A 23,996-nucleotide genomic window follows, 5' to 3' on the forward strand; every position below is an offset into this window, starting at 1 on the left:
GCAAGCCGCCTGCCTCACGAAAAACGCCTGCCTTGCAGGCGTTTTTTCATGGGCGCTCGCTCACGGGCGGCGTCCAGGTCAGCCCGGAGCCTGCGCCTGCGGGCAGTCCACCTGGATCAGTTCCCGGTCCGCCAGGTGATCGCCGAAACGCATCATGCTCAGGCAGCCGCCCCAGACGCAGCCGGTGTCCAGCGCCACCAGGTCGGGCCGGTTGATGTGGCCCAGCGTCGACCAGTGGCCAAACGCAATCGTTGCGCTCGCCGTGGCGCGGCCCGGCACATCGAACCAGGGCATGAGGCCGGGCGCCGCCTGCTCGGCCGACTCGGTGCTGTCGAAATCCATGACCCCCTGTGCGGTGCAAAAGCGCAGCCGGGTCAAGGCGTTGACGATGACCCGCAGGCGCTCCCAACCCTGCAGGTCGGGTGACCAGCGATCGGGCTGGTTGCCGTACATGGCCTGCAAGAAATCGGGCAACTGCTTGCTGCGCAGTACCGCATGCACCTCGCCCGCCAGCGCCATCACTTCCTGGCTGCTCCACTGCGGCAGCACGCCGGCATGGACCATCAGCAGTTCCTCGCCATGCGCCATGCGGTGGCTGCGCGCTAGCGGCTGGTGGCGCAGCCAGTCCAGCAGCTGATCGCGATCGGGCGCATCCAGCACCCGGGCCAGCGTGTCGCGCCGGCTGCTGCGTCGCACGCCCTGGGCGGCGGCCAGCAGGTGCAGGTCATGGTTGCCCAGCAGGGCGCGCATGGAGTCGCCGGCGGCCATGCAGGTGCGCAGCACCTTGTCCGATTCCGGGCCGCGGTTCACAAGGTCGCCCAGGATGTACAAGGTATCGCGGCTGGCGGAGAAGTCCACGCGGTGCAGCAGGCGCTCAAAGGCGTCGTGGCATCCCTGGATATCGCCGATACAGTAAAGTGCCATGGTCTTCTTTCTGATATACGAACCATGGATTTTCTGCTGATCGCGTTGCTTACGCTGCTCAATGGGGTGTTTGCAATGTCCGAATTGGCACTGGCCTCCAGCCGCAAGGCTCGGTTGGTGGCACTGGCTGAAACAGGCGACAAGGGTGCGGTGGCAGCACTGGCCTTGCTCGAAAACCCCACGCAATTTCTTTCTTCGGTGCAGGTGGGCATCACCTCCATCGGCCTGCTCAACGGCATTTTGGGCGAGGCGGCCTTCAGTGACGGGCTGGCCGCATGGCTGCTGGGCCTGGGAATTCCGGAACGCGCGGCCAGCATTTCTGCCACGGCGCTCGTCGTGACCGTGATCACCTTCGTCACCATCGTCTTCGGCGAGCTGGTGCCAAAGCGCATAGGCCAGCTTTATCCCGAAACCGTGGCCACGGTGGTTTCCCGGCCCATGACCTGGGTGGCGTCGGCTGCAAAGCCCTTTGTGCGGCTGCTGGCCTTTTCCACGCGCGCCATGCTGACTCTGCTGCGCATCAATGAATCCGCAGCGCGCGCCGTGACCGAAGAGGAAATCGTGGCAAGCCTCGCCGAAGGGCGGGATGCCGGCGTGATCGAGGCCAACGAGCACCAGATGGTGCAAAACGTCTTTCACCTCGATGACCGCTCACTGACGTCGATCATGGTCCCGCGCGGCGACGTGCAATGGCTGGATGCCGACATGACCGTCACCGAGGCATTGCAGGCCTCGGCCGACGACCACTCGAAGGGCGGGCATTCCTGGTACCCGGTGTGCCGCAATTCGCTGGATGACGTGGTCGGCATCATCAGCGTGGCGCGCCTGCTGGCATTGGGCTCGGATGCCGCCGGCACCACGCTGTACGAACATGTGCTGCCGGCTTCTTTCCTGCCCGAGACGCTCAGCGCCATGGAGCTGCTGGAGCAATTGCGTGCCCGATCCGGGCGCATGGTGTTTGTGGTGGATGAATATGGCGTGGTGCAGGGCATCATGACGCCCCGGGATTTGCTCGAGGCGATTACCGGCGAGTTACAGCCTGTGACCGAGGCAGAAGCCTGGGCCATGCAGCGCGAGGATGGCTCCTGGCTATTGGACGGTCTGATGCCCATATCGGAGCTGAAGGCGCGCCTCGATATTCGTGATCTTCCCGATGAACACCGCGGCCGATACAACACCGTGGCGGGCCTTCTCATGGCAGAAAGCGGTCATTTGCCCATTCTGGGGGAACGGGTCAGCTGTGCGGGCTGGATCTTCGAGGTCATCGATCTCGATGGCAAACGCATTGACAAGGTGCTGGCCATATCGGATTTATCCGAGAACTACTCTTCGCAATAGGCAGCAGCGATATTGTGGGTTTTGCTTACATGCGTCTTGCGCCATGGGCTGATTATGTTTTTATAATGAAAGCTCTTAAACTACTTTCAAGGCGCATACCATGAGCTCTTACAAGGAACTGCTGAAGCAGCGACAGGAACTGGAGCAACAGATCCAGGAAGCACGCAAGCGCGAGCTTGCCGACGCCGTGGGACAGGTTCGCAACTTGATTGCCGAATATGGTCTGACTGCCGATGACGTGTTTCCTGCAGCTCGTGGTCGTACCGCTGGCACAACCGGCGCCAAAGTGGCTCCCAAGTACCGCGATCCCGCAACCGGCCAAACCTGGACCGGACGCGGCAAGCCGCCAAAGTGGATTCAGAATCAGGACCGTGAGAAGTTTGTCATCTGATTTTCCCGTCGCGCATGAAAGAGCCCGCCCAGTGCGGGCTTTTTTCATTGTCACGGCCATTTGTCAAAAGATTGACTCAGTTGAGAATCTCTATCATCTGAGGCGTAAAGTGTGGATCCGTGTATGGACATTTCCAGAGCGGCGATGCAAAGGCCGTTTTTGGCCGCGCCGCACAGGTGATGGTGGGGCGATGTCCTTTATGGCAGTTTGGTGCGTGGCGGGATGCCCGTTTTTGGGATCTTGATGCGCCTCAATGCCTGGGGGATGCGCGCATGTTTCAGAAGATTCCGAGCATTCTTTGATTTTCTTCAGCGGTGTCCGACTTGAATAATCAGGCCCCGGCCGCCATGGGTGGCGGCAGGGGCACAATACGCACATGAACAAGCAGGTGTTGATTGCCGGCGGCGGCATTGGTGGCCTGGCCGCCGCCATCGGTGCGTCGCGGGCGGGTTGGGAAGTGCGTCTTTTCGAGCAGGCGCCCGCGCTCAGTGAAGTGGGCGCCGGAATCCAGATCGGTCCGAATGTCGTGCGGCGGCTTCAGGCCTGGGGCCTGCAAAAACCGCTGCAGCAGGTGGTGGCATTGCCGGGCAGCCTGCGCGTGCGCAGCGCAGTCACCGGGCAGGAATTGGCGCATATGCCCTTGGGCAGCGAGTCCGTGCAACGCTATGGCGCGGCCTACGCCACCATCCACCGGGCCGATCTGCAGCAATTGCTGCGGGAAGCCGCTCAGACTTATCCGGGCATGCACCTGAACCTGGGCCAGCCCATCGAGAGCTTTTCCGAGACCGACGGCGTGGTCACCGTGCGAACCCGGGCCGGCAAGCTGATCGAAGGAGATGCCCTGGTCGCCGCCGATGGCGTGCGCAGCGTTCTGCGCCAGCAGTTGCTGGGCGACGGCCCGCCGCGTGTCACCGGGCACCTGGCCTACCGCGCCCTGGTGCACCAGGCCCAGTTGCCCAAGCGCCTGCGGGCCACCGATGTCACGGCCTGGCTGGGCTCGCGCATGCATGCCATCCAGTACCCCGTGCGCCGGGGCGAGCTGCAGAACCTGGTGATCATCATCCAGGGCCCGGCGCCCGAGGATCTGGCGAACTGGGACCATGCGGGCAATCTCGACGATCTGGTGCGGGTGCTGCAGGGCAGTTGCCCCCAGCTGCTGGACCTGGTCCAGCATGTGCCACCGGCCGGTGGCGACTGGCGGCTGTGGCCGGTGGGGGACCGTCCGCCCGTGCAATCGGCCGCGCAGATGGCGCGCGGCGTGGTGGCCTTGTTGGGCGATGCGGCCCATCCCATGCGCCCCTACCTGGCCCAGGGCGCCGGCATGGCGATTGAAGATGCAGCGGAGCTGCAGCGCGCCCTGTCCATGCATGACCTGGATGTGAACATGCGCCTGCGCCGCTATGCGCTCAACCGCTGGCAGCGCAATGCGCGCGTGCAGGCACGCTCGCAGCGCAACGGCCGCATCTTCCATGCCACGGGTCCCGTGCGCTGGGGGCGTGACCTGTCGCTGCGCCTGCTGGGCTCCAGGTTGATGGATCTGCCCTGGCTGTACCGTGGCGATGGCTCGGCCGCCAACGCCTTGTAGAGACAGAGACTCCGGCCGCTAGGCGGCCGGGGCCTGGCGCAGCAGCGGCGAGGAGGGCAGGAAACGGAACGCGGTTGACGCGCCCACCAGCGTGGCTGCAATCGAGATCATCACCGCCTTGTAGGGCTCCACGCCCCAGGCTTCGGCCCAGGCGGCGACCCAGCCCGTGAACCATTGCACCAGGGCCACGCCCAGGAACATGGCCATGGTGAACAGCGACAGCGCGCGGCCGGTCATCTCGGGCGGGTAGGAAGCGCGCACGTCGGCGTACTGCAGCACCGAATAGCCCGACAGCAGGCCCATGGCGAAGATCAGCGCCACATTGGTCCAGCCATGGTGCAAAAAGGCCATGAGCATGAACAGGCTGCCCATGAGCAGCGAGTAATTGGTGAGCCAGCGCCGGCGCCGTCCTGGGCCGGGGTCCATGCGCCCGAAAATCGCGGGGCTGAACAGCGAGATCATCGATACGACCAGCGCCACATTGCCGCTTTCCACCAGCGAAAAGCCATAGCGATGGATGAGCAGCGGCCCCAGCCACAGGCCGCGCAGCGCCAGAAACGATGCATAGCAGGCCATGGCCAGCAGGACGATGCCCAGCGTGTGCGGCAGCGTGAACAGCTCGGCCATGCGGCGTGCCGCCACGCCCCAGCTTTCCCGTGCGGCGGTCTGTGCTCCGCTGCGGGCGGGCTCGTGCACGCGCCACCAGATCAGCAGCCACGACAGGGCCGACATCACGGCCAGCAGCGCAAAGCCCGAGCGCCAGCCGAAATGCTGGACCAGCCAGGCCAGTGGCGTGCCTGTGAACAGCAGCCCCAGTCCACCGACACCCATGCCCACGCCCGACAGAAAGGCAAAGCGGTCCATGGGAAAGTGGCGCGAGATGAACATGGTGCAGGCCAGAAAGGCGGGCGAGCAGCCCACGCCGATCAGCAACTGGCCCACCATCAGCCAGCCGTAGTTGGGTGCGGCGGCGGACAGTGCCGACCCCGCAATCGCCAGCGGAAACGACAGCAGCACCGTGCGCCGCAGGCCGTAGAGGTCCATGCCGATGCCCATCAGCAACTGGGCCACGCCGAAGGACAGGCCGAACAGGCCGGCGAAGGCGCCCAGCGACTGGGCCGTGAGCCCGAAATCCTGCTGCAGGCCCGTGGCCATGACCGAGGTGGTGGTGCGAAAGGCCTGGCTCAGCGCAAAGGCCGAGAGCAGGGACAGCAGCATGGCCCAAAGCAGTTGGCTGCGCGGCGGCGGTGCTGCGGGGGAGGTCTGCGAAGCCTCTGTGTGTGTGTTGTTGTGTGGGGGCTGTTGTGGCGCTGCGGACACGGTATTTCTCCTGGCGCCGCAGCTTACCCGTTTGCGCGCCTGCGCGCTGTCGCCACCGCAGCGGTCTGCCGTCGGTGGCGCCCGCCAGTCCTTACAGCTCGGTGCGCAGCGCCCAGATTTCGGGGAACAGCACCACGTCCAGCATCTTGCGCAGATAGCTGACGCCGCCGGTCCCACCCGTGCCGCGCTTGAAGCCGATGACGCGCTCCACCGTGGTCAGGTGGCGGAAGCGCCACAGGCGGAAGGCGTCCTCGATGTCGGCCAGCTTTTCGCCGAGCTGATACAGGTCCCAGTGCTTGTGGGGATCGCGGTAGACGGTGATCCAGGCCTGCTTGACGCCCTCGCTGGCCTCGTAGGGCTGGGTCCAGTCGCGCTCCAGCCGGTCGGCGGGCACGTCGATGCCCTCGCGCGCCAGCAGCTGCAGGGACACGTCGTAGAGCGAGGGCGAGCGCCATGCCGCCTCCACCTGGGCCAGCAGGTCGGGCCGGTGGGCATGGGGCTGGAGCATGGCGGCGTTCTTGTTGCCCAGCGAGAACTCGATGCAGCGGTACTGGTAGCTTTGGAAGCCGCTGGAGTTGGCCAGGTAGGGGCGCATGGCCGTGTACTCGGGCGGGGTCATGGTGGACAGCACGGTCCAGGCGCTGACCAGTTGCTCCATGATGCGGCTCACGCGGGCCAGCATCTTGAAGGCGTCGGCACGCGTGCCGCCTGCGATGGCGGCCGTGGCGGCTCGGACCTCATGCAGCATCAGCTTCATCCACAGCTCGCTGGTCTGGTGCTGGATGATGAACAGCATCTCGTCATGCGCGGGCGACAGCGGATGCTGTGCCGTGAGGATCTGGTCCAGGTGCAGGTAGTCGCCATAGCTCATGGACTGGCTGAAGTCCAACTGGGCGCGCTCCTCTTTGACGATGGATTCGGTGCGGCCGGGGCTGTTCATGGGGCAGCCGGAGTGTTCGGTGGTCATGTGGGAGTCTCGCAAGTCTCGACGCGGAAAATGCAGGGCGCAGCGTAACCGAATCCCGCGCTGAAATCCTGCGGGTTGCAAGAAGCGGGATGCGCGGGTGCTCCGGGCTGCGTAGAGTAGGGCATCCGATGACCCAGAAAGACATGCCGTGTCCAACCAAGCCATGAATCAAGCCAGCGATGCCACTGCCAACCCCACGGCCCTGGTGGCCCGATGCTGCCGCTGGCTGGAGACCGAGGAGCCCCCGCCCGCCCTGGGCCAGCTGGCCGAACGCTCGGGCCTGAGCCCCTGGCAACTGCACCGATTGTTCAAGCAGGCCACGGGCCTCACGCCCAAGGCCTATGCCAAGGCCCATCGCGCGCATGCCCTGCGCGCGGCGCTGCAGCCGGGCCAGAGCGACTCGGTGACCGATGCGGCCTACTCCAGCGGCTATGCGGCCAGCAGCAGTTTCTACCGCGACGCAGGCGCCATGCTGGGCATGGCACCCGGCGACTACCGGCGCGGCGGCATGCGCCAGACCATCCGCTTTGCCGTGGCCGAATGCACGCTGGGCAGCATCCTCGTGGCCAGCACCGAGCGCGGCGTGTGCTGCGTGCTGCTGGGCGACGACGCCGAGGCCCTGGTGCAGGACCTGCAAAAGCGCTTTCCGCTGGCCGAGCTGGTGGGCGGCGATGCGGGCTTCGAGCACACCGTGGCCCAGGTCGTGGCCCTGGTCGAGCAGCCGCGCCGCGGCCTGGCGCTGCCGCTGGACGTGCAGGGCACGGTCTTCCAGCAGCGCGTGTGGCAGGCGCTGTGCGCCATTCCGGCCGGCCAGACCCTGAGCTATTCGGAACTGGCCCTGCGCTTGGGCATGCCCACGGGCGCCCGCGCCGTGGCCAGCGCCGTCGCTGCCAACCCGATTGCGGTGGCCGTGCCCTGCCACCGCGTGGTGCGCAACGACGGCAGCATCTCCGGCTACCGCTGGGGCGTGGAGCGCAAGCGCGCCCTGCTGCTGCGCGAGGCGCGCCAGGCGCAGGAGGCGGCTGGCAAGGACGCTTGGCACGCACCGCTGCGCCAAGCAGGAAGCGCATGAGCGGGCAAGGGCGAGGGCGTGGCACCGGCCAGATCCATCAGGCGCAGCAGCAACTGACGCTGCCGGCCGGCTACCGCATGAACGAGTTCTGGGGCTTTCACCGGCGCGATGCCCAGCGCCTGTCCGAATGCGATCTGCAGGATGGCGACACCATCCGCATGCACAAGGGCCTGATGTGGAAAGGCCGTCCCACGCTGCTGACCCTGGAGCTGACGCAGCAGTGCGAAGAGGCGGCCGTGGTGCAGGCCCGATGGCGCCTGCCCGCCGATGCAGGCGCCATCACCGGCATGGACGATGTGTTGGCCGCCATGCTGCGGCGCATGTTCGGACTGTCCCAGGATGTGGGCGAATTCGAGCGCTGTTTTGGCCGCCATGCGCGGCTGGGGCCGCTGCTGGCGCGCCAGCGTGGCCTGCATGTGCCGGCGGCCTGCACGCCCTGGGAGGCGCTGAGCTGGGCCGTCACCGGGCAGCAGATCAGCGTGGCGGCAGCCGTGTCGCTGCGCCGCCGCCTGATCGCCGCAGCCGGCCAGCCGGTGGCGCTGCACGATGGCCATGCCGACGCGCCGCAGCAGCTGTGGTGCATGCCGGAGGCCGCCCAGCTGGCACAGCTCGGTGAGGAGGATTTGCGCGCAGCCGGCTTTTCGCGGAGCAAGACGCACACGCTGCGCCTGCTGGCGCAGGCCATGCAGTCGGGTGAATTGCCGCTGGACGACTGGGCGGCCCTGCCTGAACTGCCGGTGGCCGAGATCCGCGAGCGGCTGCTGGCCCTCAAGGGCATAGGCCCGTGGACCGTGAACTACATGCTGCTGCGCGGCTATGGCCACCTGGACGGCCCGCTGCACGGCGATGTGGCCGTGCGCCGGGCCCTGGCCCTGCTGCTGAAGACGGACGCCATGGACGCGGTGCAGACCGAGTTGTGGCTGCGGGACTTCGCACCCTGGCGCGCCCTGGTCGCGGCCCATCTCTGGGCCTCGCTGTCGTCCACGGCGTTCTGAGCGCCGGGCTCCAGGCTTCAGGTCACCGCATTGACGCGGTTGAACTCCGGCTTGCGCCATTCGCCCGATTCCAGCACCTGTCGCAGGTGCTCCACGGAATGCCAGACATCTTCGAATCCCACGTACAGCGGCGTGAAGCCGAAGCGCAGGATGTCCTTGTGCAGGCCCGTGCCGTCGCCCTTGCGGAAGTCGCCGATCACGCCGCGCGCGATCAGCGCCTGCACGATGGCATAGGCGCCGCTGTCCTTGCCGTCCACGCCCAGCCCTTCCTCGCGCGTGAGGCAGACCTGGGAGCCGCGCCGGCCGTGCTCGCGCGGCGTGGCCAGGCCCAGGCCGTGGCCCTGGCAGCGTTCCTCGACCAGGGCGATGAACAGGTCGGTCAGCGCCAGCGACTTGTTGCGCAGCGCGTCCATGCCGCCCAGCGGCTCCACGGCCGTGAACACATCCAGGCCGCACTGCAGCACGCTCAGGCTGACCATGGGCTGGGTGCCGCACAGGTAGCGCTGTATGCCCTGGGCCGGGTGGTAGTCCGGCACGAACTTGAAAGGCTCGGCATGGCCGAACCAGCCCGACAGCGGCTGCCAGAAGCGGTTGATCAGGCGCGGGTTGGCCCAGACAAAGGCCGGCGCGCCCGGGCCGCCGTTGAGGTACTTGTAGCTGCAGCCAATGGCGAAGTCAGCATTCGCGCCCTTGAGATCGACAGGCACGGCACCCGCGCTGTGGCACAGGTCCCAGACGCAGAGAATGCCCTTGCCCTGCGCGGCAACCGTCACGGCAGCCATGTCGTGCATGGCGCCCGTGCGGTAGTTCACATGGGTGAGCATGCAGATGGCCACCTCGTCGGTCAGCGCGCCGGCAATTTCCTCGGGTTCGAGCAGCACCAGCTCCAGGCCGTATTCCTGGCAGACCGACTGGGCGATATAGAGGTCGGTGGGGAAGTTGCTGCGCTCGCTGATCAGGCGCTTGCGCTGCGGCGCGTCCTCGCGCGCGATGCGGGCCGCCGCTGTCAGCACCTTGTAGAGGTTGATGGAGGCCGTGTCGGTGAATACCAGCTCACCCGCGCCCACGCCCAGCCAGGGGGCGAACTGGTCGCCCAGGCGCTGGGGCAGGCTGATCCATCCGGCATCGTTCCACGAGCGGATCAGGCCCTGCGCCCATTCCTGCTGCACCACCTCGGCCACGCGCGCGGCGGCGGCGCGGGGGCTGGCGCCCAGCGAATTGCCGTCAAGGTAGATCACGCCTTCGGGCAGCGTGAATTGGTCGCGCAGGGCGCGCAGCGGGTCTTGCGCATCGAGGGTGAGGCAGTCTTGCAGGCTCGTCACGGGGTCTCCTTGGGTATCGAAAAGGCGAAAAGGCGAAAAGCGCGGGCAGGGCCGGCGCCGCAATGCGGGCAGGGATCAGGCCAGGGCGCGCAGCACGGCGCGCACGGGCGAGGCATCGGCCTCGACCAGCTTGAGCGGCAGGGCGATGAGCTCGTAGTCGCCCTCGGGCACCTCGTCGAGCACCAGGTTCTCCAGCACGCGCAGGCCGCGCCGGCGGATCACCTGGTGGCTGTCCAGGCTCTTGCTGCTGGCCGGATCGATGCTGGCCGTGTCAATGCCGATGAGCTTCACGCCCAGGTCGGCCAGCCGCTCGACCGTGGCCGGTGCATAGGCTGCCAGTTCCTGGTCCCAGGTGGTGGGCGCGCGCTTGTAGGTGCGCACCAGCACGCGTGCCGGAAGATGCTCCACGGCGTGGGCGATGTGCTCCCATTCGACCAGCGGCCCCTTGCCGATGGCGTGGATCACGCGGCAGGGGCCGAGGAAGGCGTCGAGATCCACGTTGCCGATGGATGCCCCGTCGGCGTCATAGTGCAGCGGTGCATCGGCATGCGCTCCCACATGGGGCGACAGCGTGATGGCGCTGACATTGACCGGGCAGCCCGGCCCGATGGTGGCGCACCATTGCTGGCTGTAGGCCGTGTCGCCGGGAAAGACGGGGCTGGCGGCCTGCACGGCCGGGGAGATGTCCCAGAGTCTGCGAGTCATGGTTTCACTCCTTCGGGGCGGTTCGGGCGGCCTGTGCGCGCGGCCGGTACCACAGCGCGTACACCAGGGCCAGCAGGCCCAGGAAGGGCAGGCCCGTGAGCAGCGTCATGTGGAAGACCTCGGTGAAATAGGTGGTGACGATCACGCCCAGCATCAGCGCGGCGCCGGCCAGCGTGAACAGCGGAAAGCCCCACATGCGGAACTGCAGGCGCTGGCCCGGATGCTCGCGCGACCAGCGCGCGCGGAAGAACAGATGGGTCACGAAGATCATGAACCAGGTGAACATGGCGCCGAACATGGACACGGACATCATCCACAGCAGCGAGCCCTCGGGCTTCCACAGGTTCACGGCCACGGCCACGGCAATGCCCAGGCAGGAGATGGCAATCGCCGCCACGGGCACGCCCCGGCTGTTCAGCCGTCCGAACACCGAGGGCGCATAGCCGCCGCGCGACAGGCTGAACATCATGCGCGAGGTCACATACAGCTGGCTGTTCATGGCCGACAGCGCGGCCACCAGCACCACGAAGTTGATGATGCTGGCAGCGCCCGGGATGCCGATGATCTCCATCACCTTCACGAAGGGGCTCTTGTCCGTGCCGGCCTGCTGCCAGGGCACGATGGCCAGCATCAGCGCGATCGTGGCCAGGTAGAAGATCACCAGGCGCGCCATGGTGGTGCGAAAGGCCCGGGTGATGGCGCGCTTGGGGTCCTCGGCCTCGCCGGCCGCGACGGCCACGGCCTCCAGGCTCAGGTAGCTGAAGATGGCGATGATCACGGCCACCCAGGTGCCCCACAGGCCCTTGGGGAAGAAGCCGCCATCGGCCGTGTAGTTGAAAAAGCCGATGCCCTGGGGCTGCGAGCCGAACACCACCCAGGCGCCGATCAGGATGAAGGCCACGATGGCGATGATCTTGACCATGGAAAAGCCGTACTCCACCTGGCCGAAGGCCTTGACGCTGCTGGCGTTGACGGCCACCAGCGCGCCCGAGAACACCAGCACCCAGATCCAGCGCGGCACGTCCGGGAACCAGTAGCCCATGTAGATGCCGATGGCCGTCACCTCCATGCCCACGGCCAGCACCACGGCGGCCCAGTAGGCATAGCGGACCATGAAGCCGGCCATCGGGCTGATGTAGTGCTCGGCATAGGCGCCGAACGAGCCCGAGGTCGGGTGGGCCACCGTCATCTCGGCCAGGCAGCCCATGAGCAGCAGCGAGATCAGCGCGCCGATGGCATAGCTGACCAGCACGCTGGGCCCGGCGAAGCCGATGGCGAAGGCGCTGCCCATGAACAGGCCGGTGCCGATGGCGCCGCCAATGGCGATCATCACCATCTGGGCGGCGGACAGCTGCTGGCGCAGGCCGGTTTCTCGTTGCTGAATGTCTTGGAAGGCGGCCATGGTGCGCGGCAGGTGGGGGCTGAAAGCGGAAGGCGTAAGTATCTGCGCTTTCACCGCCGGCCCCGGGCTGGCCGCTGCAAAACCATGGGAGGGTCCGGCCCAGATGCGGCCGGCTCAGGTGCGGCCGGCCCAGGTACCGGCCTAGGCGCCGCGTGCGTAGCAGCCCGGTGTCAGCGCATGGTGTGCCTTGAAGGCGCGCTGCAGGTGGGCCTGGTCGGCAAAGCCCATGGCATAGGCGGCCTCGGAAAGCGCTGCGCCCGTGGCCAGCAGGCGGCGCGCGCCGTTGATGCGCAGGTTCAGGCGGTAGCTGCCAGGCGTCATGCCCGTGGCCGCCTTGAAGCGGCGGATGAAGCGCGTGGCGCTCATGCCGCATTCCTGGGCCAGGGACTGCACGGTCAGGCCCGCATCGGGTCCTGCATGCAGGCGTTGCAGTGCAGGCGCCAGGGCGGCCGCATCGCCCGGGAGGGGGGCGGCTGCGGGCTGGGCGCAATGGTCCAGCAAGCGCTCCAGGCCCAGGGCCAGGCGGTCGGCGGCCGCCGTGCCATCGACGGGGCGGCACAGACCATCCACCAGGCGGGCGATGTCCGCATCCGTGAGCGTGCGCCGGGGAAAGCGCAGCGCGGCCACGCCCAGCCGCGCGTGCAGCCAGTCGGCATCGACAAACAGCATGCGGTAGGACCACGGCGCGCCGGGGTCGGGATTGCAGGCATGCCAGGCGCCGGGCTCGATCAGCACCACGCCGCCCGCCTCCACAGGCTGCGGGCCGTGGGCATGGTGGAACACGGTGCGGCCCGCGTCCACGATGCCTATCGAATACTCGGCATGCATGTGCAGCCGAAAGCAATGCGGCGAGCGCGCGCTGTCGCGCAGCTCGGCCCAGGGGGCGGCCGGATGGCGGTGGAATCGGTGGGGAGAGGTTGAAGTCATGGCGGCCAGCCATCATGCCAGCATGGCCGCCACGCTGGCGACCAGCAGCAGGGCCAGCAGGCGGTGGAACAGTCGCTGGCGGCGTTCGGTGCGCAGCCAGCCCGAAAGCAGCTGCCCCAGCAGCGCCCAGCTGCCGACCCCCACCAGGCAGGCCAGCAGCGAAATGGCGCAAAACTGCAGCAGCGCCCACGGGGCATTCGCGTGGGGCAGCACGAACAGGCCCACGCCGGCCAGCGCCACCAGCCAGGCCTTGGGGTTGAGCGTCTGCACGGCCGTGCCCTGCAACAGCGCTTGCAGCAGGGCCTGCAGCGGGCGCTGCGATCCGGCCTGCTGCTGCGCACCGGCTTGGCCCACAGGCGCGTTGGCCAGCCGCCAGGCCAGCCACAGCAGATAGGCAGCGCCCAGCCACTGTGCGGCCGTGGACAGTTGCGGCAGCGTCTGCAGCAGCCACTGTGCGCCCTGGCCCATGACCCAGACCACGGCCGCATAGCTGGCGCTGGCGCCCAGCACATAGGCGGCAGAGACCAGGCGCGAGCGCGCTGCGCCGTGGCGCAGGGCCAGCACATTGACGGGGCCGGGCGTGATGGCGCCGACGAGGGTGAAGACGCCCATGGCGAGCAGCGAGGAGGACATGAGATTTCGCGCGGACGCAGGACTGCACAAGGCCCGCAGTCTCCCCCCGCACGCCGCCCCTGTATTGAACGCAATTGCGGGGCGCCGGCATGTCCGTCACATCCTCTAGGGGAGCATGGCGTAGGCCACGATCTCCAGCTTCATGCCCGGCACCACCAGCGCCGAAATCCCCATGCTGGAGCGGTTGGGGTAGGGCGCCTCGAAGAGCTCGCGGTACACGGCGTCGATGGCCGGCATGTCGGCCACGTCGGTCATGTAGATCAGCACCTGGGTCACATGCGCCAGCGTGCCGCCTGCGGCCTGCAGCGCGTTGCGCAGGTTGGTGAAGGTCAGGCGCGCCTGCTGTTCGATGGGGCCGGTGTCGATGCTGCCGTCGGGCCGCACGGGGCCGTGGGCCGTGAACAGCATCTGGCCGCTGGCCTTGACGGCCCAGGAGAAGGGCTGCTTGAGCGGCGGCAGTCCCACGTCGATGATTTGCTTCATGGATTTCCTTGTGTTTTGACTACATGCGAAGGCATGGTGTTCTTGCGTCGGAAACTTGGCGCGGCCCATCGGCGGACGCCGAGCAAGGGCCGTCCCGCAGCGATGGTGTCGTCCCGCGCCCGCGCAGCGAGAGCGGGGGAAGCGGCAAAGCCGCTCAGGGGTCACAGTTTCGTTCTCACGGACCAGATTTCGGGGAACAGCACCACGTCCAGCATCTTGCGCAGGTAGCTAACGCCGCCGGTGCCGCCCGTGCCGCGCTTGAAGCCGATGACGCGCTCCACCGTGGTCACATGGCGAAAGCGCCACAGGCGGAAGGCGTCCTCGATGTCGGCGAGCTTTTCGCCGAGCTGGTACAGGTCCCAGTGCGACTGCGGGTCGCGGTAGACCTGGGCCCAGGCGGCCTCGACCTCGGGGCTGGCCGTGTAGGGCAGGGTTCAGTCGCGCTCCAGGTGCCCGGCAGGAATGGCCAGCCCCTGGCGTGCCAGCAGGCGCAGGGCCTCGTCATAGAGCGAGGGCGCTCGCCATGCGGCCTCCACCCGCGCCAGCAGGTCCGGGCGGTGGGCATGGGGCTGGAGCATGGCGGCATTCTTGTTGCCCAGCGCGAACTCGATGCAGCGGTACTGGTAGCTCTGGAAGCCGCTGGAGCTGGCGAGATACGGGCGCATGGCCGTGTACTCGGTAGGCGTCATGGTGGCCAGCACGGACCAGGCGCCCACCAACTGCTCCATGATGCGGCTCACGCGGGCCAGCATCTTGAAGGCATCGGCATGGCGGTCGGCCGCCACGGCGGCCGTGGCCGCGCCCAGCTCGTGCAGCATCAGCTTCATCCACAGCTCGCTGGTCTGGTGCTGGATGATGAACAGCAACTCGTCATGCGTGGGCGACAGCAGTTGCTGTGCGCCCAGGATGGCGTCCAGTTGCAGATAGTCGCCATAGCTCATGGACTGGCTGAAATCCAGCTGTGCCCTTTCCTCGGCGACGATGCGCTCGGTCAGGCCGCCATGGACGGGGCAGCCGCTCATTGCGGTGCCTCCAGCACCGTGGCAATGGCGTCGGCCACGTACTGCACGTTGGCGCCGGACAGGCCCGACATGCACATGCGGCCCGAGCGGATCAGGTACACGCCGTGCTCGTCGCGCAGGCGGTGGACCTGGGGCTCGCTGATGCCGGTGTAGCTGAACATGCCGCGCTGGGTCAGCAGGAAGCCGAAGTCGCGCCGCTCGCCAAAGCGTTCATGCAGCGCGCCGTGCAGCTGGGCGCGCATGTCCTTGATGCGGCCGCGCATCTGCGCCAGCTCCTGCGCCCATTGGGCGCTCAGCTCGGGCGACGCCAGCACCTGCTGCACCAGGCGCGCGCCACGGGTGGGGGGCGAGGAATAGTTGCTGCGCACTGTGGCCTTGAGCTGGCCCAGCACATTGCCGGCCGTGGCCGCGTCGCTGCAGACCACGCTGAGGCCGCCCACGCGTTCGCCATACAGCGAGAAATTCTTGGAAAACGAGTTGGCCACAAAGGCCTGGGCGCCCGCATCGGCCAGCGCGCGCACGGACCAGGCGTCTTCATCGAGCCCATCGCCAAAGCCCTGGTAGGCCATGTCCACGAAGGGGATCAGGCCGCGCTCCACGATCACCGGGATGAGTTGCTGCCACTGCTCGCGCGACAGGTCCACGCCCGTGGGGTTGTGGCAGCTGGCATGCAGCAGCACCACGCTGCCCGAGGACAGTTCGCGCAGGGTCTGCAGCATGGCGTCGAAGCGCAGGCTGCCCGTGGCCGCGTCGTAGTAGGGGTAGCTGTGGGTGCGCAGGCCCGCGCCCTGGAAGATGGCCAGATGGTTGTCCCAGGTGGGATCGCTGAGCCAGACCTCGGCGTCGGGGAAATAGTGCTTGATGAAGTCCGCGCCCAGCTTGAGCGCGCCCGAGCCGCCCAGGGTCTGCACGGTGGCGATGCGCTGCGCGCGCACGGCCTGGTGCTCAGCGCCGAACACCAGGTTCTGCACCAACTGGCGGTAGGGGGCTATGCCTTCGATGGGCAGGTAGCCGCTGGGGCTTTGCTTGCGGGCCAGGGCATCGCCAGCCTGTCGCACGGAGTCCAGCACGGGCAGGCGGCCGGCCTCGTCGAAATACAGGCCGATGCTCAGGCTGACCTTGTCGGTGCGCGGGTCCTGCTGAAAGGCTTCCATCAGCGACAGGATGGGATCTCCGGGGTAGGGCGGGACGTGGCTGAACATCGAGGCGCGGGCGGTATCGAGGGGGGCAAGAGTCGTCATGTTTCTAAGGGAGGGAGAAAAACGGGAGGCCGGATGTCACCGGGCGGGAACCTGGGCTTGCGCTTGGGCTTGGGCTGAGGTTTGGGTCTGAGGGGCGGGCTGGCCGGCCGGCTTGCGGTACCAGATGGCGTAGATGGCGCCCAGCAGCAGCAGGAAGGGCAGGCCGGTGAGCACGGTCAGGCGGAACACGTCGGTGAACAGCGTGGACACCAGGGCGGCCAGCATCAGAGCCGCGCCCAGCAGCGTCAGCACCGGGAAGCCCCACATGCGAAAGGCCAGCGGCTTGTTGCCCTGGCGCACCCAGTGGATGCGGAAGAACAGGTGGGTCACGAAAATCATGAACCACGTGAACATGGCTCCGAACATGGCCACGGCCATCATCAGCATGAAGGACTGCTCGGGGTTGACGATGTTGAACAGCGTGGCCACGGCAATGCCCAGGCAGGACAGCAGCAGCGCCGGCAGCGGCACGCCGCGCGAGTTCACGCGGCCCAGCACGGCGGGCGCATGGCCGGCGCGCGAGAGGCTGAACATCATGCGGGTGGTGATGTACAGCTGGCTGTTCATGGCCGACAGGGCCGCCACCAGCACCACGAAATTGACCACGCTGGCCGCACCGGGCAGGCCGATGATCTCCATCACCTTGACGAAGGGGCTGCCGTCCTTGCCGGCGGCCGACCACGGCACGATGGCCAGCATCAGCGCGATCGTGGCCAGGTAGAACACCACCAGGCGCACCATGGTGGAGCGAAAGGCGCTGGTGACGGCGCGCTGCGGGTCCTTGGCCTCGCCGGCGGCCACGGCGATCATCTCGATGCTCAGGTAGCTGAAGATGGCGATGATCACGCCCACCCAGGTGCCCCACAGGCCGTTGGGGAAGAAGCCGCCGTTGTTGACGTAGTTGGCAAAGCCCACGCCGGCCGGCCGGGTGCCGAACACCACCCAGGCGCCGACCACGATGAAGGCCACGATGGCGATGATCTTGATCATGGAGAAGCTGTACTCCACGGCACCGAAGGCCTTGACGCTCATCATGTTCACGCCGATCAGCGCGCCCGAGAAGATCACCACCCAGGCCCAGCGCGGCACCTCGGGGAACCAGTAGCCCATGTACAGGCCCACGGCCGTCACCTCGGTGCCCACGGCCAGCACCACGCAGGCCCAGTAGGCATAGCGCACCACGAAGCCGGCCCAGGGGGCGATGTAGTGCTCGGCATAGGCGCCGAACGAGCCCGAGGTCGGGTGGGCCACCGTCATCTCGGCCAGGCAGCCCATGAGCAGCAGCGAGATCACCGCGCCGATGGCATAGCTGATCAGCACGCTGGGCCCGGCGAAGCCGATGGCAAAGCCGCTGCCCAGGAACAGGCCGGTGCCGACGGCACCGCCGATGGCGATCATGGTCATCTGTCCGGCGGACAGCTGCTGTTGGAGTCCGGCTTCGCGCTGGACGATGTCTTCGAAGGCTGGCATGGGTTGTTGTCTCCGTTGCTGTGGGGGGCTTCGGAGGCGGATGCTAGTTACGGCCTTCGCAGGGCGTTTAGTAGTTATCCCTAAATGCGCTTGATCTTGGATAAGTTATTCTGTGAAACATGAATTCATAGGTGGTTTATGTCAATCGAGATCGACAGAACGGACCGGCTGCTGATCCGCGCCTTGCAGGACAACGCGCGGCTGACCTCGGGCGAATTGGCGCAACGCGTGCACTTGTCGCAATCGCCGTCGTGGCGGCGCATCAAGCGGCTGGAGGATGAGGGCGTGATCACCGGCTACCACGCCGCGCTGAGCCGGCGCGCCATCGGCTTTGGCGTGCTGGCCTTCGTGATGGTGGGCATAGACCATCAGAACGAGGAGTCATCGCGCCACTTCCAGGAAGCGGTCTGCGCCATCCCCGAGGTCGTGATGTTCCACGGCATCTCGGGGCCGGAGGACTTCCTGCTGGTCGTCGTGGCGCGCGATCTCGATGCCTATTCGGACCTGCTGCTCACCCGCCTGCACCGGCTGCCCGGCGTGCGTCAGGTGCACACGCATTTCTCGCTGCAGGAGTTCAAGGGGCAGTTGGCGGGGCTGCCCGTGGAATAACGGCTGGTGGTGGCGGCTGTTGGCGACCGGCTGCGCCTGGCTGGTTGCTACAGCAGGCCGCTGTCCAGCGCCTGCATGCCATGGCGCACGCGCACGCGGTTGCAGGCATCGCTGCCGGCCGCAAATTCGCGGCAAGGAGAGGGCCGCCACTCGTAGATGCCGCAATGGGCCTTCTCGCCCACCTTGCCCACCAGCGCTGCGCAGCGCGGGCGCGACCAGTCCGTGCCGCGCATGCGGCAGGTGTGGTCGGTGACTTCCTCGATCAGCCCGGCCGGCACGCGGCCGCCATGCTCCTGCGACTCATGCACGGAAAAGTCCACGCGAAACGAAGCGCAGCAGGCGCCGCAGCTCAGGCAGGGATGGGTCATGGCGTGGGCAAGCAGGTGCAGGTGCGGATCGTGGGAGCGCGATTGTCGCGCGCACGCGTGCGGGGCGCCTGGAACCGGCCAAAAACCATGACGGCCATTTGGCAAGACCCTGCCTCTTACTCCGATACCATGCGCGGGCTTCCCACGGGGATTCGATCAAAATCAAAATGAGAATAAAAATCAGTTGATACAACACGCCATGCATTCGATGAACCCCGGGACGGACGCCACGGCTCCGTCCGCGCTGTCCGCGCCTCCCCATTCCCCCAGCCCGGCCACCGCTGCGGCCATCACCCTGGATGCGCTGCCGCGCCAGGTTCCGGCGCGCGTGGTCGAACTCCATGCGGCGCGCGACACGGCCGAGCAGGAACTGCTGCTGCGCCTCATGGAAATCGGTTTCCTGCCGGGCGAGCCCGTTCGCATCCTGGCCGCAGGCTTTCCGGGCGACGACCCGCTGGCCGTGCGTGTGGGCCAGGCTACGTTCGCGCTGCGCCGCCATGAGGCGGCCCTGGTGCGCGTGGCGCCGGAGGCGGTGGCATGAGCGCGTCGTCCTCTCCCAAACTCATCCAGCCGCTGCAGCCTGCCCAGGGTGGCGGCGGCAGCGGTGATTCCGCATTGCGCCTGGCCTTGCTGGGCAACCCCAACTGCGGCAAGACAGCCTTGTTCAACCTGCTGACCGGCGCACGCCAGAAGGTGGCCAACTACGCGGGCGTGACCGTGGAGCGCAAGGAAGGCTGGCTGAGCACGGCCAGCGGCCGGCGTGTGCGCGTGCTGGACCTGCCGGGCACCTACAGCCTGCACGCCCACAGCGAGGATGAACGCATCACGCGCGACATCGTCTCGGGCCGCCACGCGCGCGAGGCGCCGCCCGAACTGCTGGTCTGCGTCACCGACGCCACCCATCTGCGCCTGAACCTGCGCCTGGTGCTGGAAGCCCAGCGCCTGGGCCTGCCCATGCTGCTGGTGCTGAACATGAGCGACATGGCCAGGCGCCAGGGCATCGATATCGACCGCGAGGCGCTGTCACGCGCCCTGGGCATGCCCGTGCTGTCCACCGTGGGCGTGCGCCAGGACGGCGCGCGCGAACTGCTGCAATGGCTGGACGGCCCCGAAGCCCGCGCCCTGGCAGCGCCGCAGCTGCAGGCCCCGGCCCGCCCGGGCGATGCGCGCGAGCAGGTGCTGGCCCTGCACCAGCAGGTGGCCCGCATCATGGCCGACTGCGTCAAGGAACCCGTGGTGGACACCCGGCGCGACGACCGCATCGACTCCGTGGTGCTGCACCCGCTGTGGGGCATGCTGCTGCTGGCAGCCACGCTGTTCCTGATGTTCCAGGCCGTGTTCAGCTGGGCACAGCCGCTGATGGACGGCATCGAAGGCGGCGTCTCGGCCGTCTCGGCCCTGGTCAACGAGCACATGCCCGAAGGCGCGCTGCGCAGCCTGCTGGCCGATGGCGTGATCGCGGGCACCGGCGCCGTGCTGGTCTTCCTGCCGCAGATCCTGATCCTGTTCCTGTTCATCCTTGCACTCGAGGATTCGGGCTACCTGCCGCGTGCCGCCTTCATGCTGGACCGCATCATGGGCAAGGTCGGCCTGTCGGGCCGCTCCTTCATTCCGCTGCTGTCCAGCTTCGCCTGCGCCGTGCCCGGCATCATGGCCACGCGCTCCATCACCAGCTGGCGCGACCGCCTGGTGACCATCATGATCGCGCCGCTGATGACCTGCTCGGCGCGCCTGCCGGTCTATGCGCTGCTGATCAGCGCCTTCATTCCCGAGCGCACCGTGGGCGGCATCTTCAACCTGCAGGGCCTGGTGCTGTTCGCGCTGTACGTGGCCGGCATCGTCAGCGCCATGGCCGTGGCCGGCGTGGCCAAGTTGGCCGGCCGCAGCGCCGGACCCACGCCGCTGCTGATGGAGCTGCCCTCCTACCGCTGGCCCAGCCCGCGCAGCCTGGCCCTGGGCCTGTACGAGCGCGCCATGATCTTCCTGCGCCGCGTCGGCGGCATCATCCTGACCGTCAGCATCGTGCTGTGGTTCCTGGCCAGCTACCCGGCGCCGCCCGATGGCTTCACCGAGGCGGCCATCCGCTACAGCTTTGCGGGCCGCATCGGCGGCTGGCTGGAGGTGGTGCTGGCGCCGATCGGCTTCAACTGGCAGATCGCCATCGCCCTGGTGCCGGGCATGGCCGCACGCGAGGTGGCCGTCAGCGCCATGGGCACGGTCTATGCCCTGTCTGCCGCCAGCGACGAGGCCATGGCCGAGCAACTGGGCCCGCTGATCGCCCACACCTGGTCTATGGCCACGGCGCTGTCGCTGCTGGCCTGGTTCGTGTTCGCGCCCCAGTGCATCTCCACGCTGGCCGCCGTGCGGCGCGAGACCAACGGCTGGCGCTATCCGCTGCTGATGACCGGCTATCTGTTCGCGCTGGCCTACCTTGCCAGCTTCATCACCTACCGCGTGGCCATCGCATTGGGCGCGGGCTGAAAGGAACAAGCACCATGTGGCAGAACATCATCGTAGGGCTGATCGTGGCCCTGGCCGGCATGTCTCTGGTCTGGCGCTATCTGCCCGCGCGCTGGCGCCAGAAGGCCGGGCAGATGCATCCGGCACTGGCGCCCAAGGATGGGGGCGGCTGTGGCGGCTGCAGTGCATGCGGCGGGGACAGTTGCGCACCGGACAAGCGGGGACCGTAAGGCCACAGCCCGAACTTCCGCCGGGAAAAAAGAATGCCTGCAGGCGCAAAGCTTGCAGGCATTCTTTTTTGAGCGGACTGCGTTATCAGTTCGGCTGGCGGCCCAGCAGCAGGTACTCCATCAGAGCTTTCTGCACATGCATCCGGTTCTCCGCCTCATCCCAGACCACGGACTGCGGCCCGTCGATGACCTCGGCCTCCACTTCCTCGCCGCGGTGGGCTGGCAGGCAGTGCATGAACAGGGCATCGCCACGTGCGGCGGCCATCATTTCGGCGTCCACGCACCAGTCGGCAAAGGCCTTCTTGCGGGCTTCGTTCTCGGCCTCGTAGCCCATGCTGGTCCACACGTCGGTGGTCACCAGGTCGGCGCCCTTGCAGGCGTCCAGCGGGTCCTTGAAGACCTTGTAGCAGCCCTCGCGCGGGGTCTTGCCGCCAAAGGCCAGCTTCTCGTCCACCTCGTAGCCGCCCGGCGTGCTGACGTGGACGGTGAAGCCCAGCAGGTCGGCCGCCTGCAGCCAGGTGTTGGCCATGTTGTTGCCGTCGCCGACCCAGGCGACGGTCTTGCCCTGGATCGAGCCGCGGTGCTCGATGAAGGTGAAGATGTCGGCCAGGATCTGGCAGGGGTGGAACTCGTTGGTCAGGCCGTTGATGACGGGAACGCGCGAGTATTCGGCAAAGCGCACGATCTTGTCCTGGCCATAGGTGCGGATCATCACCAGGTCGGTCATGCGGCTGATGACGCGTGCGCTGTCCTCGATGGGCTCGGCGCGGCCCAGCTGGCTGTCGCCCGTGGTCAGGTGGACCACCGAGCCGCCGAGCTGGTACATGCCCGCCTCGAAGCTCACGCGGGTGCGCGTGCTGGCCTTCTCGAAGATCATGGCCAGCGTGCGGTCGCTGAGCGTGTGGTGCTTTTCGTAGCCCTTGAACTTCTTCTTGATCAGGGCCGCGCGTTCGAGCACATAGGCGTACTCGTCGGCCGTGAAGTCGGAAAACTGCAGATAGTGCTTGATGGCAGTCATAGGCAGGTACTCATTCGGACAGGAATTGCACGATCAGGGGCTTGAGCTTGGCGACCACTTCGTCGGCTTCGGCCTCGGTCATGATCAGCGGCGGCACCAGGCGCACCACGGTGTCGGCGGTCACGCTGAACAGCAGGCCGGCTTCGGCGCCACGGCCCAGCAGGGCGCCGCAGGGCTTGTTCAGCTCGATGCCGATGATCAGGCCCTGGCCGCGCACATCGACCACGCCCTTGACCTCGGCCAGTTCCTTTTGCAGCGTGGCCTTCAGGTGGTCGCCCACCTTGGTGGTGTGGGCCAGCAGGCCGTCCTCTTCCATGATGCGGATGGTTTCGATGCCCGCACGCATGGCCAGCGGATTGCCGCCGAAGGTGGAGCCGTGGTTGCCCGGCTGCAGCACGGTGGCCGCCTTGCCATGGGCCACGACGGCGCCGATGGGCACGCCCGAGCCCAGGCCCTTGGCCAGGGTCATCACGTCGGGGATGATGCCGGCCCACTGGTGGGCGAACCACTTGCCCGTGCGGCCCATGCCGGCCTGGACTTCGTCGAACATCATCAGCCAGCCGTTGGCATCGCACAGTGCGCGCACCTGCTGCATGTACTCGATGCGCATGGGGTGCAGGCCGCCTTCACCCTGGATGGGCTCCATCATCACGGCAACCACGTCGGGGTTGCCGGCCGTGGCCTGCTGGAGCGCCTCGTAGTCGTTCACCGGCACGCGCAGGAAACCGTCGAGCAGGGGGCCGAAGCCGTCGCGCACCTTGGGGTTGCCCGTTGCCGTCATGGTGGCGATGGAGCGGCCGTGGAAGGCATGCTCGTAGACCACGATCACCGGCTTGGCGATGCCCTTGTCCACGCCGTACTTGCGCGCGATCTTGATGGCGGCCTCGTTGGCCTCCAGGCCCGTGCTGCAGAAGAAGACATTGGTCATCTTCGAGCGCTCGGTCAGCAGCTTGGCCAGCGTTTCCTGGCCGGGCACGTGGTAGTAGTTGGAGGTGTGGATGAGCTTGGCCACCTGGTCCTGCAGCGCAGGCACCAGCTTGGGGTGGTTGTGGCCCAGCGTGTTCACTGCAATGCCGCCCAGCGCATCGAGGTACTGCTTGCCGTTGACGTCCCACACGCGGCAGCCCTGGCCTCGCTCCAGAGCGATCGGTACGCGGCCATAGGTGTTCATCACGTGGGGCGAGGCAGCCTCAATGAAAGCGGTCATTGCAAAAATCTCCTGAGCTGGAAAGTAAACGGCATCCGGGCGTTGCCGCCGCAGATGCCTGAAAAACAGCGAAGCCCGATTCTAGGGGCCGCGCGATGGCCTACCGTTGCGGTTTGCGCATCACAGCCATGCAATGAGCCTACGCCACACTTGGGTAGTGCGCTGCAACAAGGCCTCAGCTCTTATATAAGAGATAAAATGCCGGCTTGGCCTGCTGGCAGCGATCCTGCCTGTGGGCTCTGACTTTTTTGAAGGACTTGCGCAAACAGGACGTGGCAGGGCGCCGTGCCCCTTGGCAGGTCGCCTG

Annotated in this window: 23 protein-coding genes and 1 pseudogene; 9 read left to right on the forward strand and 15 right to left on the reverse strand. The window is 67.1% G+C overall.

What is annotated here, in order from left to right; translation table 11 throughout:
* Positions 1–78: 78 nt before the first annotated feature.
* Positions 79–924 carry a symmetrical bis(5'-nucleosyl)-tetraphosphatase gene (locus KDK82_RS27435; protein ID WP_088166737.1) on the reverse strand — a complete coding sequence of 282 codons (846 nt, stop codon included), beginning with the start codon at positions 922–924 and terminating at the stop codon, positions 79–81.
* Positions 925–948: 24 nt separating this feature from the next.
* Here KDK82_RS27435 and KDK82_RS27440 point away from each other — a divergent pair, with 24 nt between their 5' ends.
* From KDK82_RS27440 to KDK82_RS27450, 3 genes are all read left to right on the forward strand, one after another.
* A complete protein-coding gene (locus KDK82_RS27440; RefSeq protein WP_012204080.1) occupies positions 949–2,262 on the forward strand; it encodes a hemolysin family protein in 1,314 nt (437 codons plus the stop codon).
* A gap of 100 nt (positions 2,263–2,362) precedes the next feature.
* Positions 2,363–2,653 (forward strand): H-NS family nucleoid-associated regulatory protein, encoded by a 291-nt coding sequence (locus tag KDK82_RS27445; RefSeq protein ID WP_012204081.1) that lies wholly within the window; start codon positions 2,363–2,365, stop codon positions 2,651–2,653.
* A 376-nt stretch (positions 2,654–3,029) separates the two neighbouring features.
* Positions 3,030–4,238, forward strand: a complete 1,209-nt coding sequence (locus tag KDK82_RS27450; protein ID WP_088166738.1) for an FAD-dependent monooxygenase — start codon at positions 3,030–3,032, stop codon at positions 4,236–4,238.
* 18 nt (positions 4,239–4,256) lie between these two features.
* Here KDK82_RS27450 and KDK82_RS27455 read toward each other — a convergent pair whose 3' ends face one another.
* Positions 4,257–5,558 (reverse strand): nitrate/nitrite transporter, encoded by a 1,302-nt coding sequence (locus tag KDK82_RS27455; protein ID WP_088166739.1) that lies wholly within the window; start codon positions 5,556–5,558, stop codon positions 4,257–4,259.
* Between the two features lie 91 nt (positions 5,559–5,649).
* On the reverse strand, positions 5,650–6,525 hold the full coding sequence (gene kynA, locus KDK82_RS27460; RefSeq protein ID WP_034391164.1) for a tryptophan 2,3-dioxygenase: 876 nt from the start codon (positions 6,523–6,525) through the stop codon (positions 5,650–5,652).
* Positions 6,526–6,688: 163 nt separating this feature from the next.
* Between kynA (KDK82_RS27460) and KDK82_RS27465 the strand changes: the two genes are divergently transcribed.
* Complete coding sequence (locus tag KDK82_RS27465; RefSeq protein ID WP_088166740.1) at positions 6,689–7,597, forward strand: methylated-DNA--[protein]-cysteine S-methyltransferase; 909 nt, start codon at positions 6,689–6,691, stop codon at positions 7,595–7,597.
* Positions 7,594–8,592, forward strand: a complete 999-nt coding sequence (locus KDK82_RS27470) for a DNA-3-methyladenine glycosylase (RefSeq protein ID WP_088166741.1) — start codon at positions 7,594–7,596, stop codon at positions 8,590–8,592. Before KDK82_RS27465 ends, KDK82_RS27470 begins: the two co-directional genes overlap by 4 nt.
* Before the next feature lie 17 nt (positions 8,593–8,609).
* Here KDK82_RS27470 and kynU read toward each other — a convergent pair whose 3' ends face one another.
* The 9 genes and pseudogenes from kynU to KDK82_RS27515 all read right to left on the reverse strand — a co-directional run bounded on the left by kynU (position 8,610) and on the right by KDK82_RS27515 (position 17,797).
* Positions 8,610–9,914, reverse strand: a complete 1,305-nt coding sequence (gene kynU / locus KDK82_RS27475) for a kynureninase (RefSeq protein ID WP_088166742.1) — start codon at positions 9,912–9,914, stop codon at positions 8,610–8,612.
* A gap of 75 nt (positions 9,915–9,989) precedes the next feature.
* Positions 9,990–10,619 (reverse strand): arylformamidase, encoded by a 630-nt coding sequence (gene kynB / locus KDK82_RS27480; RefSeq protein WP_088166743.1) that lies wholly within the window; start codon positions 10,617–10,619, stop codon positions 9,990–9,992.
* A gap of 4 nt (positions 10,620–10,623) precedes the next feature.
* Positions 10,624–12,021 (reverse strand): amino acid permease, encoded by a 1,398-nt coding sequence (locus KDK82_RS27485; protein ID WP_088166744.1) that lies wholly within the window; start codon positions 12,019–12,021, stop codon positions 10,624–10,626.
* A gap of 141 nt (positions 12,022–12,162) precedes the next feature.
* Entirely contained in the window at positions 12,163–12,948 is a 786-nt protein-coding gene (locus tag KDK82_RS27490; protein WP_088166745.1) for an AraC family transcriptional regulator, read from the reverse strand.
* Positions 12,949–12,960: 12 nt separating this feature from the next.
* A complete protein-coding gene (locus tag KDK82_RS27495; RefSeq protein WP_088166746.1) occupies positions 12,961–13,581 on the reverse strand; it encodes a LysE family translocator in 621 nt (206 codons plus the stop codon).
* 105 nt (positions 13,582–13,686) lie between these two features.
* Complete coding sequence (locus KDK82_RS27500; protein ID WP_088166747.1) at positions 13,687–14,064, reverse strand: RidA family protein; 378 nt, start codon at positions 14,062–14,064, stop codon at positions 13,687–13,689.
* Between the two features lie 161 nt (positions 14,065–14,225).
* A pseudogene (gene kynA, locus KDK82_RS27505) lies at positions 14,226–15,086 on the reverse strand (tryptophan 2,3-dioxygenase).
* Positions 15,083–16,288, reverse strand: coding sequence for an amino acid aminotransferase (locus KDK82_RS27510; RefSeq protein WP_179217990.1), 1,206 nt, complete (start codon positions 16,286–16,288; stop codon positions 15,083–15,085). The pseudogene kynA (KDK82_RS27505) and the gene KDK82_RS27510 overlap by 4 nt, the downstream one beginning before the upstream one ends.
* 75 nt (positions 16,289–16,363) lie before the next feature.
* Positions 16,364–17,797: an amino acid permease gene (locus tag KDK82_RS27515; protein ID WP_088166749.1), complete on the reverse strand. Its 1,434-nt coding sequence runs from the start codon at positions 17,795–17,797 to the stop codon at positions 16,364–16,366.
* Between the two features lie 138 nt (positions 17,798–17,935).
* On the opposite strand from KDK82_RS27515, the gene KDK82_RS27520 reads away from it, so the two are divergent.
* A complete protein-coding gene (locus tag KDK82_RS27520; RefSeq protein ID WP_012204096.1) occupies positions 17,936–18,406 on the forward strand; it encodes an Lrp/AsnC family transcriptional regulator in 471 nt (156 codons plus the stop codon).
* A gap of 47 nt (positions 18,407–18,453) precedes the next feature.
* Here KDK82_RS27520 and KDK82_RS27525 read toward each other — a convergent pair whose 3' ends face one another.
* Positions 18,454–18,774 carry a YkgJ family cysteine cluster protein gene (locus KDK82_RS27525; protein WP_013803664.1) on the reverse strand — a complete coding sequence of 107 codons (321 nt, stop codon included), beginning with the start codon at positions 18,772–18,774 and terminating at the stop codon, positions 18,454–18,456.
* A gap of 199 nt (positions 18,775–18,973) precedes the next feature.
* On the opposite strand from KDK82_RS27525, the gene KDK82_RS27530 reads away from it, so the two are divergent.
* Genes KDK82_RS27530 through KDK82_RS27540 form a run of 3 tightly spaced genes read left to right on the forward strand, consistent with a single transcriptional unit; the run spans position 18,974 to position 21,464 of the window.
* A complete protein-coding gene (locus tag KDK82_RS27530) occupies positions 18,974–19,315 on the forward strand; it encodes a FeoA domain-containing protein (RefSeq protein WP_012204098.1) in 342 nt (113 codons plus the stop codon).
* A complete protein-coding gene (locus KDK82_RS27535; RefSeq protein ID WP_088166750.1) occupies positions 19,312–21,255 on the forward strand; it encodes a ferrous iron transporter B in 1,944 nt (647 codons plus the stop codon). Before KDK82_RS27530 ends, KDK82_RS27535 begins: the two co-directional genes overlap by 4 nt.
* Before the next feature lie 14 nt (positions 21,256–21,269).
* Positions 21,270–21,464, forward strand: coding sequence for a hypothetical protein (locus tag KDK82_RS27540; RefSeq protein WP_034391191.1), 195 nt, complete (start codon positions 21,270–21,272; stop codon positions 21,462–21,464).
* Positions 21,465–21,549: 85 nt separating this feature from the next.
* Here KDK82_RS27540 and argF read toward each other — a convergent pair whose 3' ends face one another.
* A complete protein-coding gene (argF, locus tag KDK82_RS27545) occupies positions 21,550–22,482 on the reverse strand; it encodes an ornithine carbamoyltransferase (RefSeq protein ID WP_012204101.1) in 933 nt (310 codons plus the stop codon).
* Positions 22,483–22,492: 10 nt separating this feature from the next.
* Positions 22,493–23,689, reverse strand: a complete 1,197-nt coding sequence (locus tag KDK82_RS27550) for an aspartate aminotransferase family protein (RefSeq protein ID WP_088166751.1) — start codon at positions 23,687–23,689, stop codon at positions 22,493–22,495.
* Positions 23,690–23,996: the final 307 nt, after the last annotated feature.

This window comes from Delftia sp. K82 (assembly GCF_002193035.1).
GTDB lineage: Bacteria > Pseudomonadota > Gammaproteobacteria > Burkholderiales > Burkholderiaceae_C > Comamonas > Comamonas acidovorans.

Bases quoted from the DNA above. Each gene is read 5' to 3' on its own strand.
- KDK82_RS27485 (WP_088166744.1), bottom strand. From the start codon at position 12,021: ATGGCCGCCTTCCAAGACATTCAGCAACGAGAAACCGGCCTGCGCCAG.
- KDK82_RS27495 (WP_088166746.1), bottom strand. From the start codon at position 13,581: ATGTCCTCCTCGCTGCTCGCCATGGGCGTCTTCACCCTCGTCGGCGCC.
- KDK82_RS27450 (WP_088166738.1), top strand. From the start codon at position 3,030: ATGAACAAGCAGGTGTTGATTGCCGGCGGCGGCATTGGTGGCCTGGCC.
- KDK82_RS27470 (WP_088166741.1), top strand. From the start codon at position 7,594: ATGAGCGGGCAAGGGCGAGGGCGTGGCACCGGCCAGATCCATCAGGCG.
- KDK82_RS27520 (WP_012204096.1), top strand. From the start codon at position 17,936: ATGTCAATCGAGATCGACAGAACGGACCGGCTGCTGATCCGCGCCTTG.
- KDK82_RS27540 (WP_034391191.1), top strand. From the start codon at position 21,270: ATGTGGCAGAACATCATCGTAGGGCTGATCGTGGCCCTGGCCGGCATG.
- KDK82_RS27490 (WP_088166745.1), bottom strand. From the start codon at position 12,948: ATGACTTCAACCTCTCCCCACCGATTCCACCGCCATCCGGCCGCCCCC.
- KDK82_RS27440 (WP_012204080.1), top strand. From the start codon at position 949: ATGGATTTTCTGCTGATCGCGTTGCTTACGCTGCTCAATGGGGTGTTT.
- KDK82_RS27510 (WP_179217990.1), bottom strand. From the start codon at position 16,288: ATGTTCAGCCACGTCCCGCCCTACCCCGGAGATCCCATCCTGTCGCTG.
- KDK82_RS27515 (WP_088166749.1), bottom strand. From the start codon at position 17,797: ATGCCAGCCTTCGAAGACATCGTCCAGCGCGAAGCCGGACTCCAACAG.
- kynA (WP_034391164.1), bottom strand. From the start codon at position 6,525: ATGACCACCGAACACTCCGGCTGCCCCATGAACAGCCCCGGCCGCACC.
- KDK82_RS27435 (WP_088166737.1), bottom strand. From the start codon at position 924: ATGGCACTTTACTGTATCGGCGATATCCAGGGATGCCACGACGCCTTT.
- argF (WP_012204101.1), bottom strand. From the start codon at position 22,482: ATGACTGCCATCAAGCACTATCTGCAGTTTTCCGACTTCACGGCCGAC.
- KDK82_RS27500 (WP_088166747.1), bottom strand. From the start codon at position 14,064: ATGAAGCAAATCATCGACGTGGGACTGCCGCCGCTCAAGCAGCCCTTC.
- KDK82_RS27465 (WP_088166740.1), top strand. From the start codon at position 6,689: ATGAATCAAGCCAGCGATGCCACTGCCAACCCCACGGCCCTGGTGGCC.
- KDK82_RS27525 (WP_013803664.1), bottom strand. From the start codon at position 18,774: ATGACCCATCCCTGCCTGAGCTGCGGCGCCTGCTGCGCTTCGTTTCGC.
- KDK82_RS27550 (WP_088166751.1), bottom strand. From the start codon at position 23,689: ATGACCGCTTTCATTGAGGCTGCCTCGCCCCACGTGATGAACACCTAT.
- KDK82_RS27445 (WP_012204081.1), top strand. From the start codon at position 2,363: ATGAGCTCTTACAAGGAACTGCTGAAGCAGCGACAGGAACTGGAGCAA.
- KDK82_RS27535 (WP_088166750.1), top strand. From the start codon at position 19,312: ATGAGCGCGTCGTCCTCTCCCAAACTCATCCAGCCGCTGCAGCCTGCC.
- kynB (WP_088166743.1), bottom strand. From the start codon at position 10,619: ATGACTCGCAGACTCTGGGACATCTCCCCGGCCGTGCAGGCCGCCAGC.
- KDK82_RS27530 (WP_012204098.1), top strand. From the start codon at position 18,974: ATGCATTCGATGAACCCCGGGACGGACGCCACGGCTCCGTCCGCGCTG.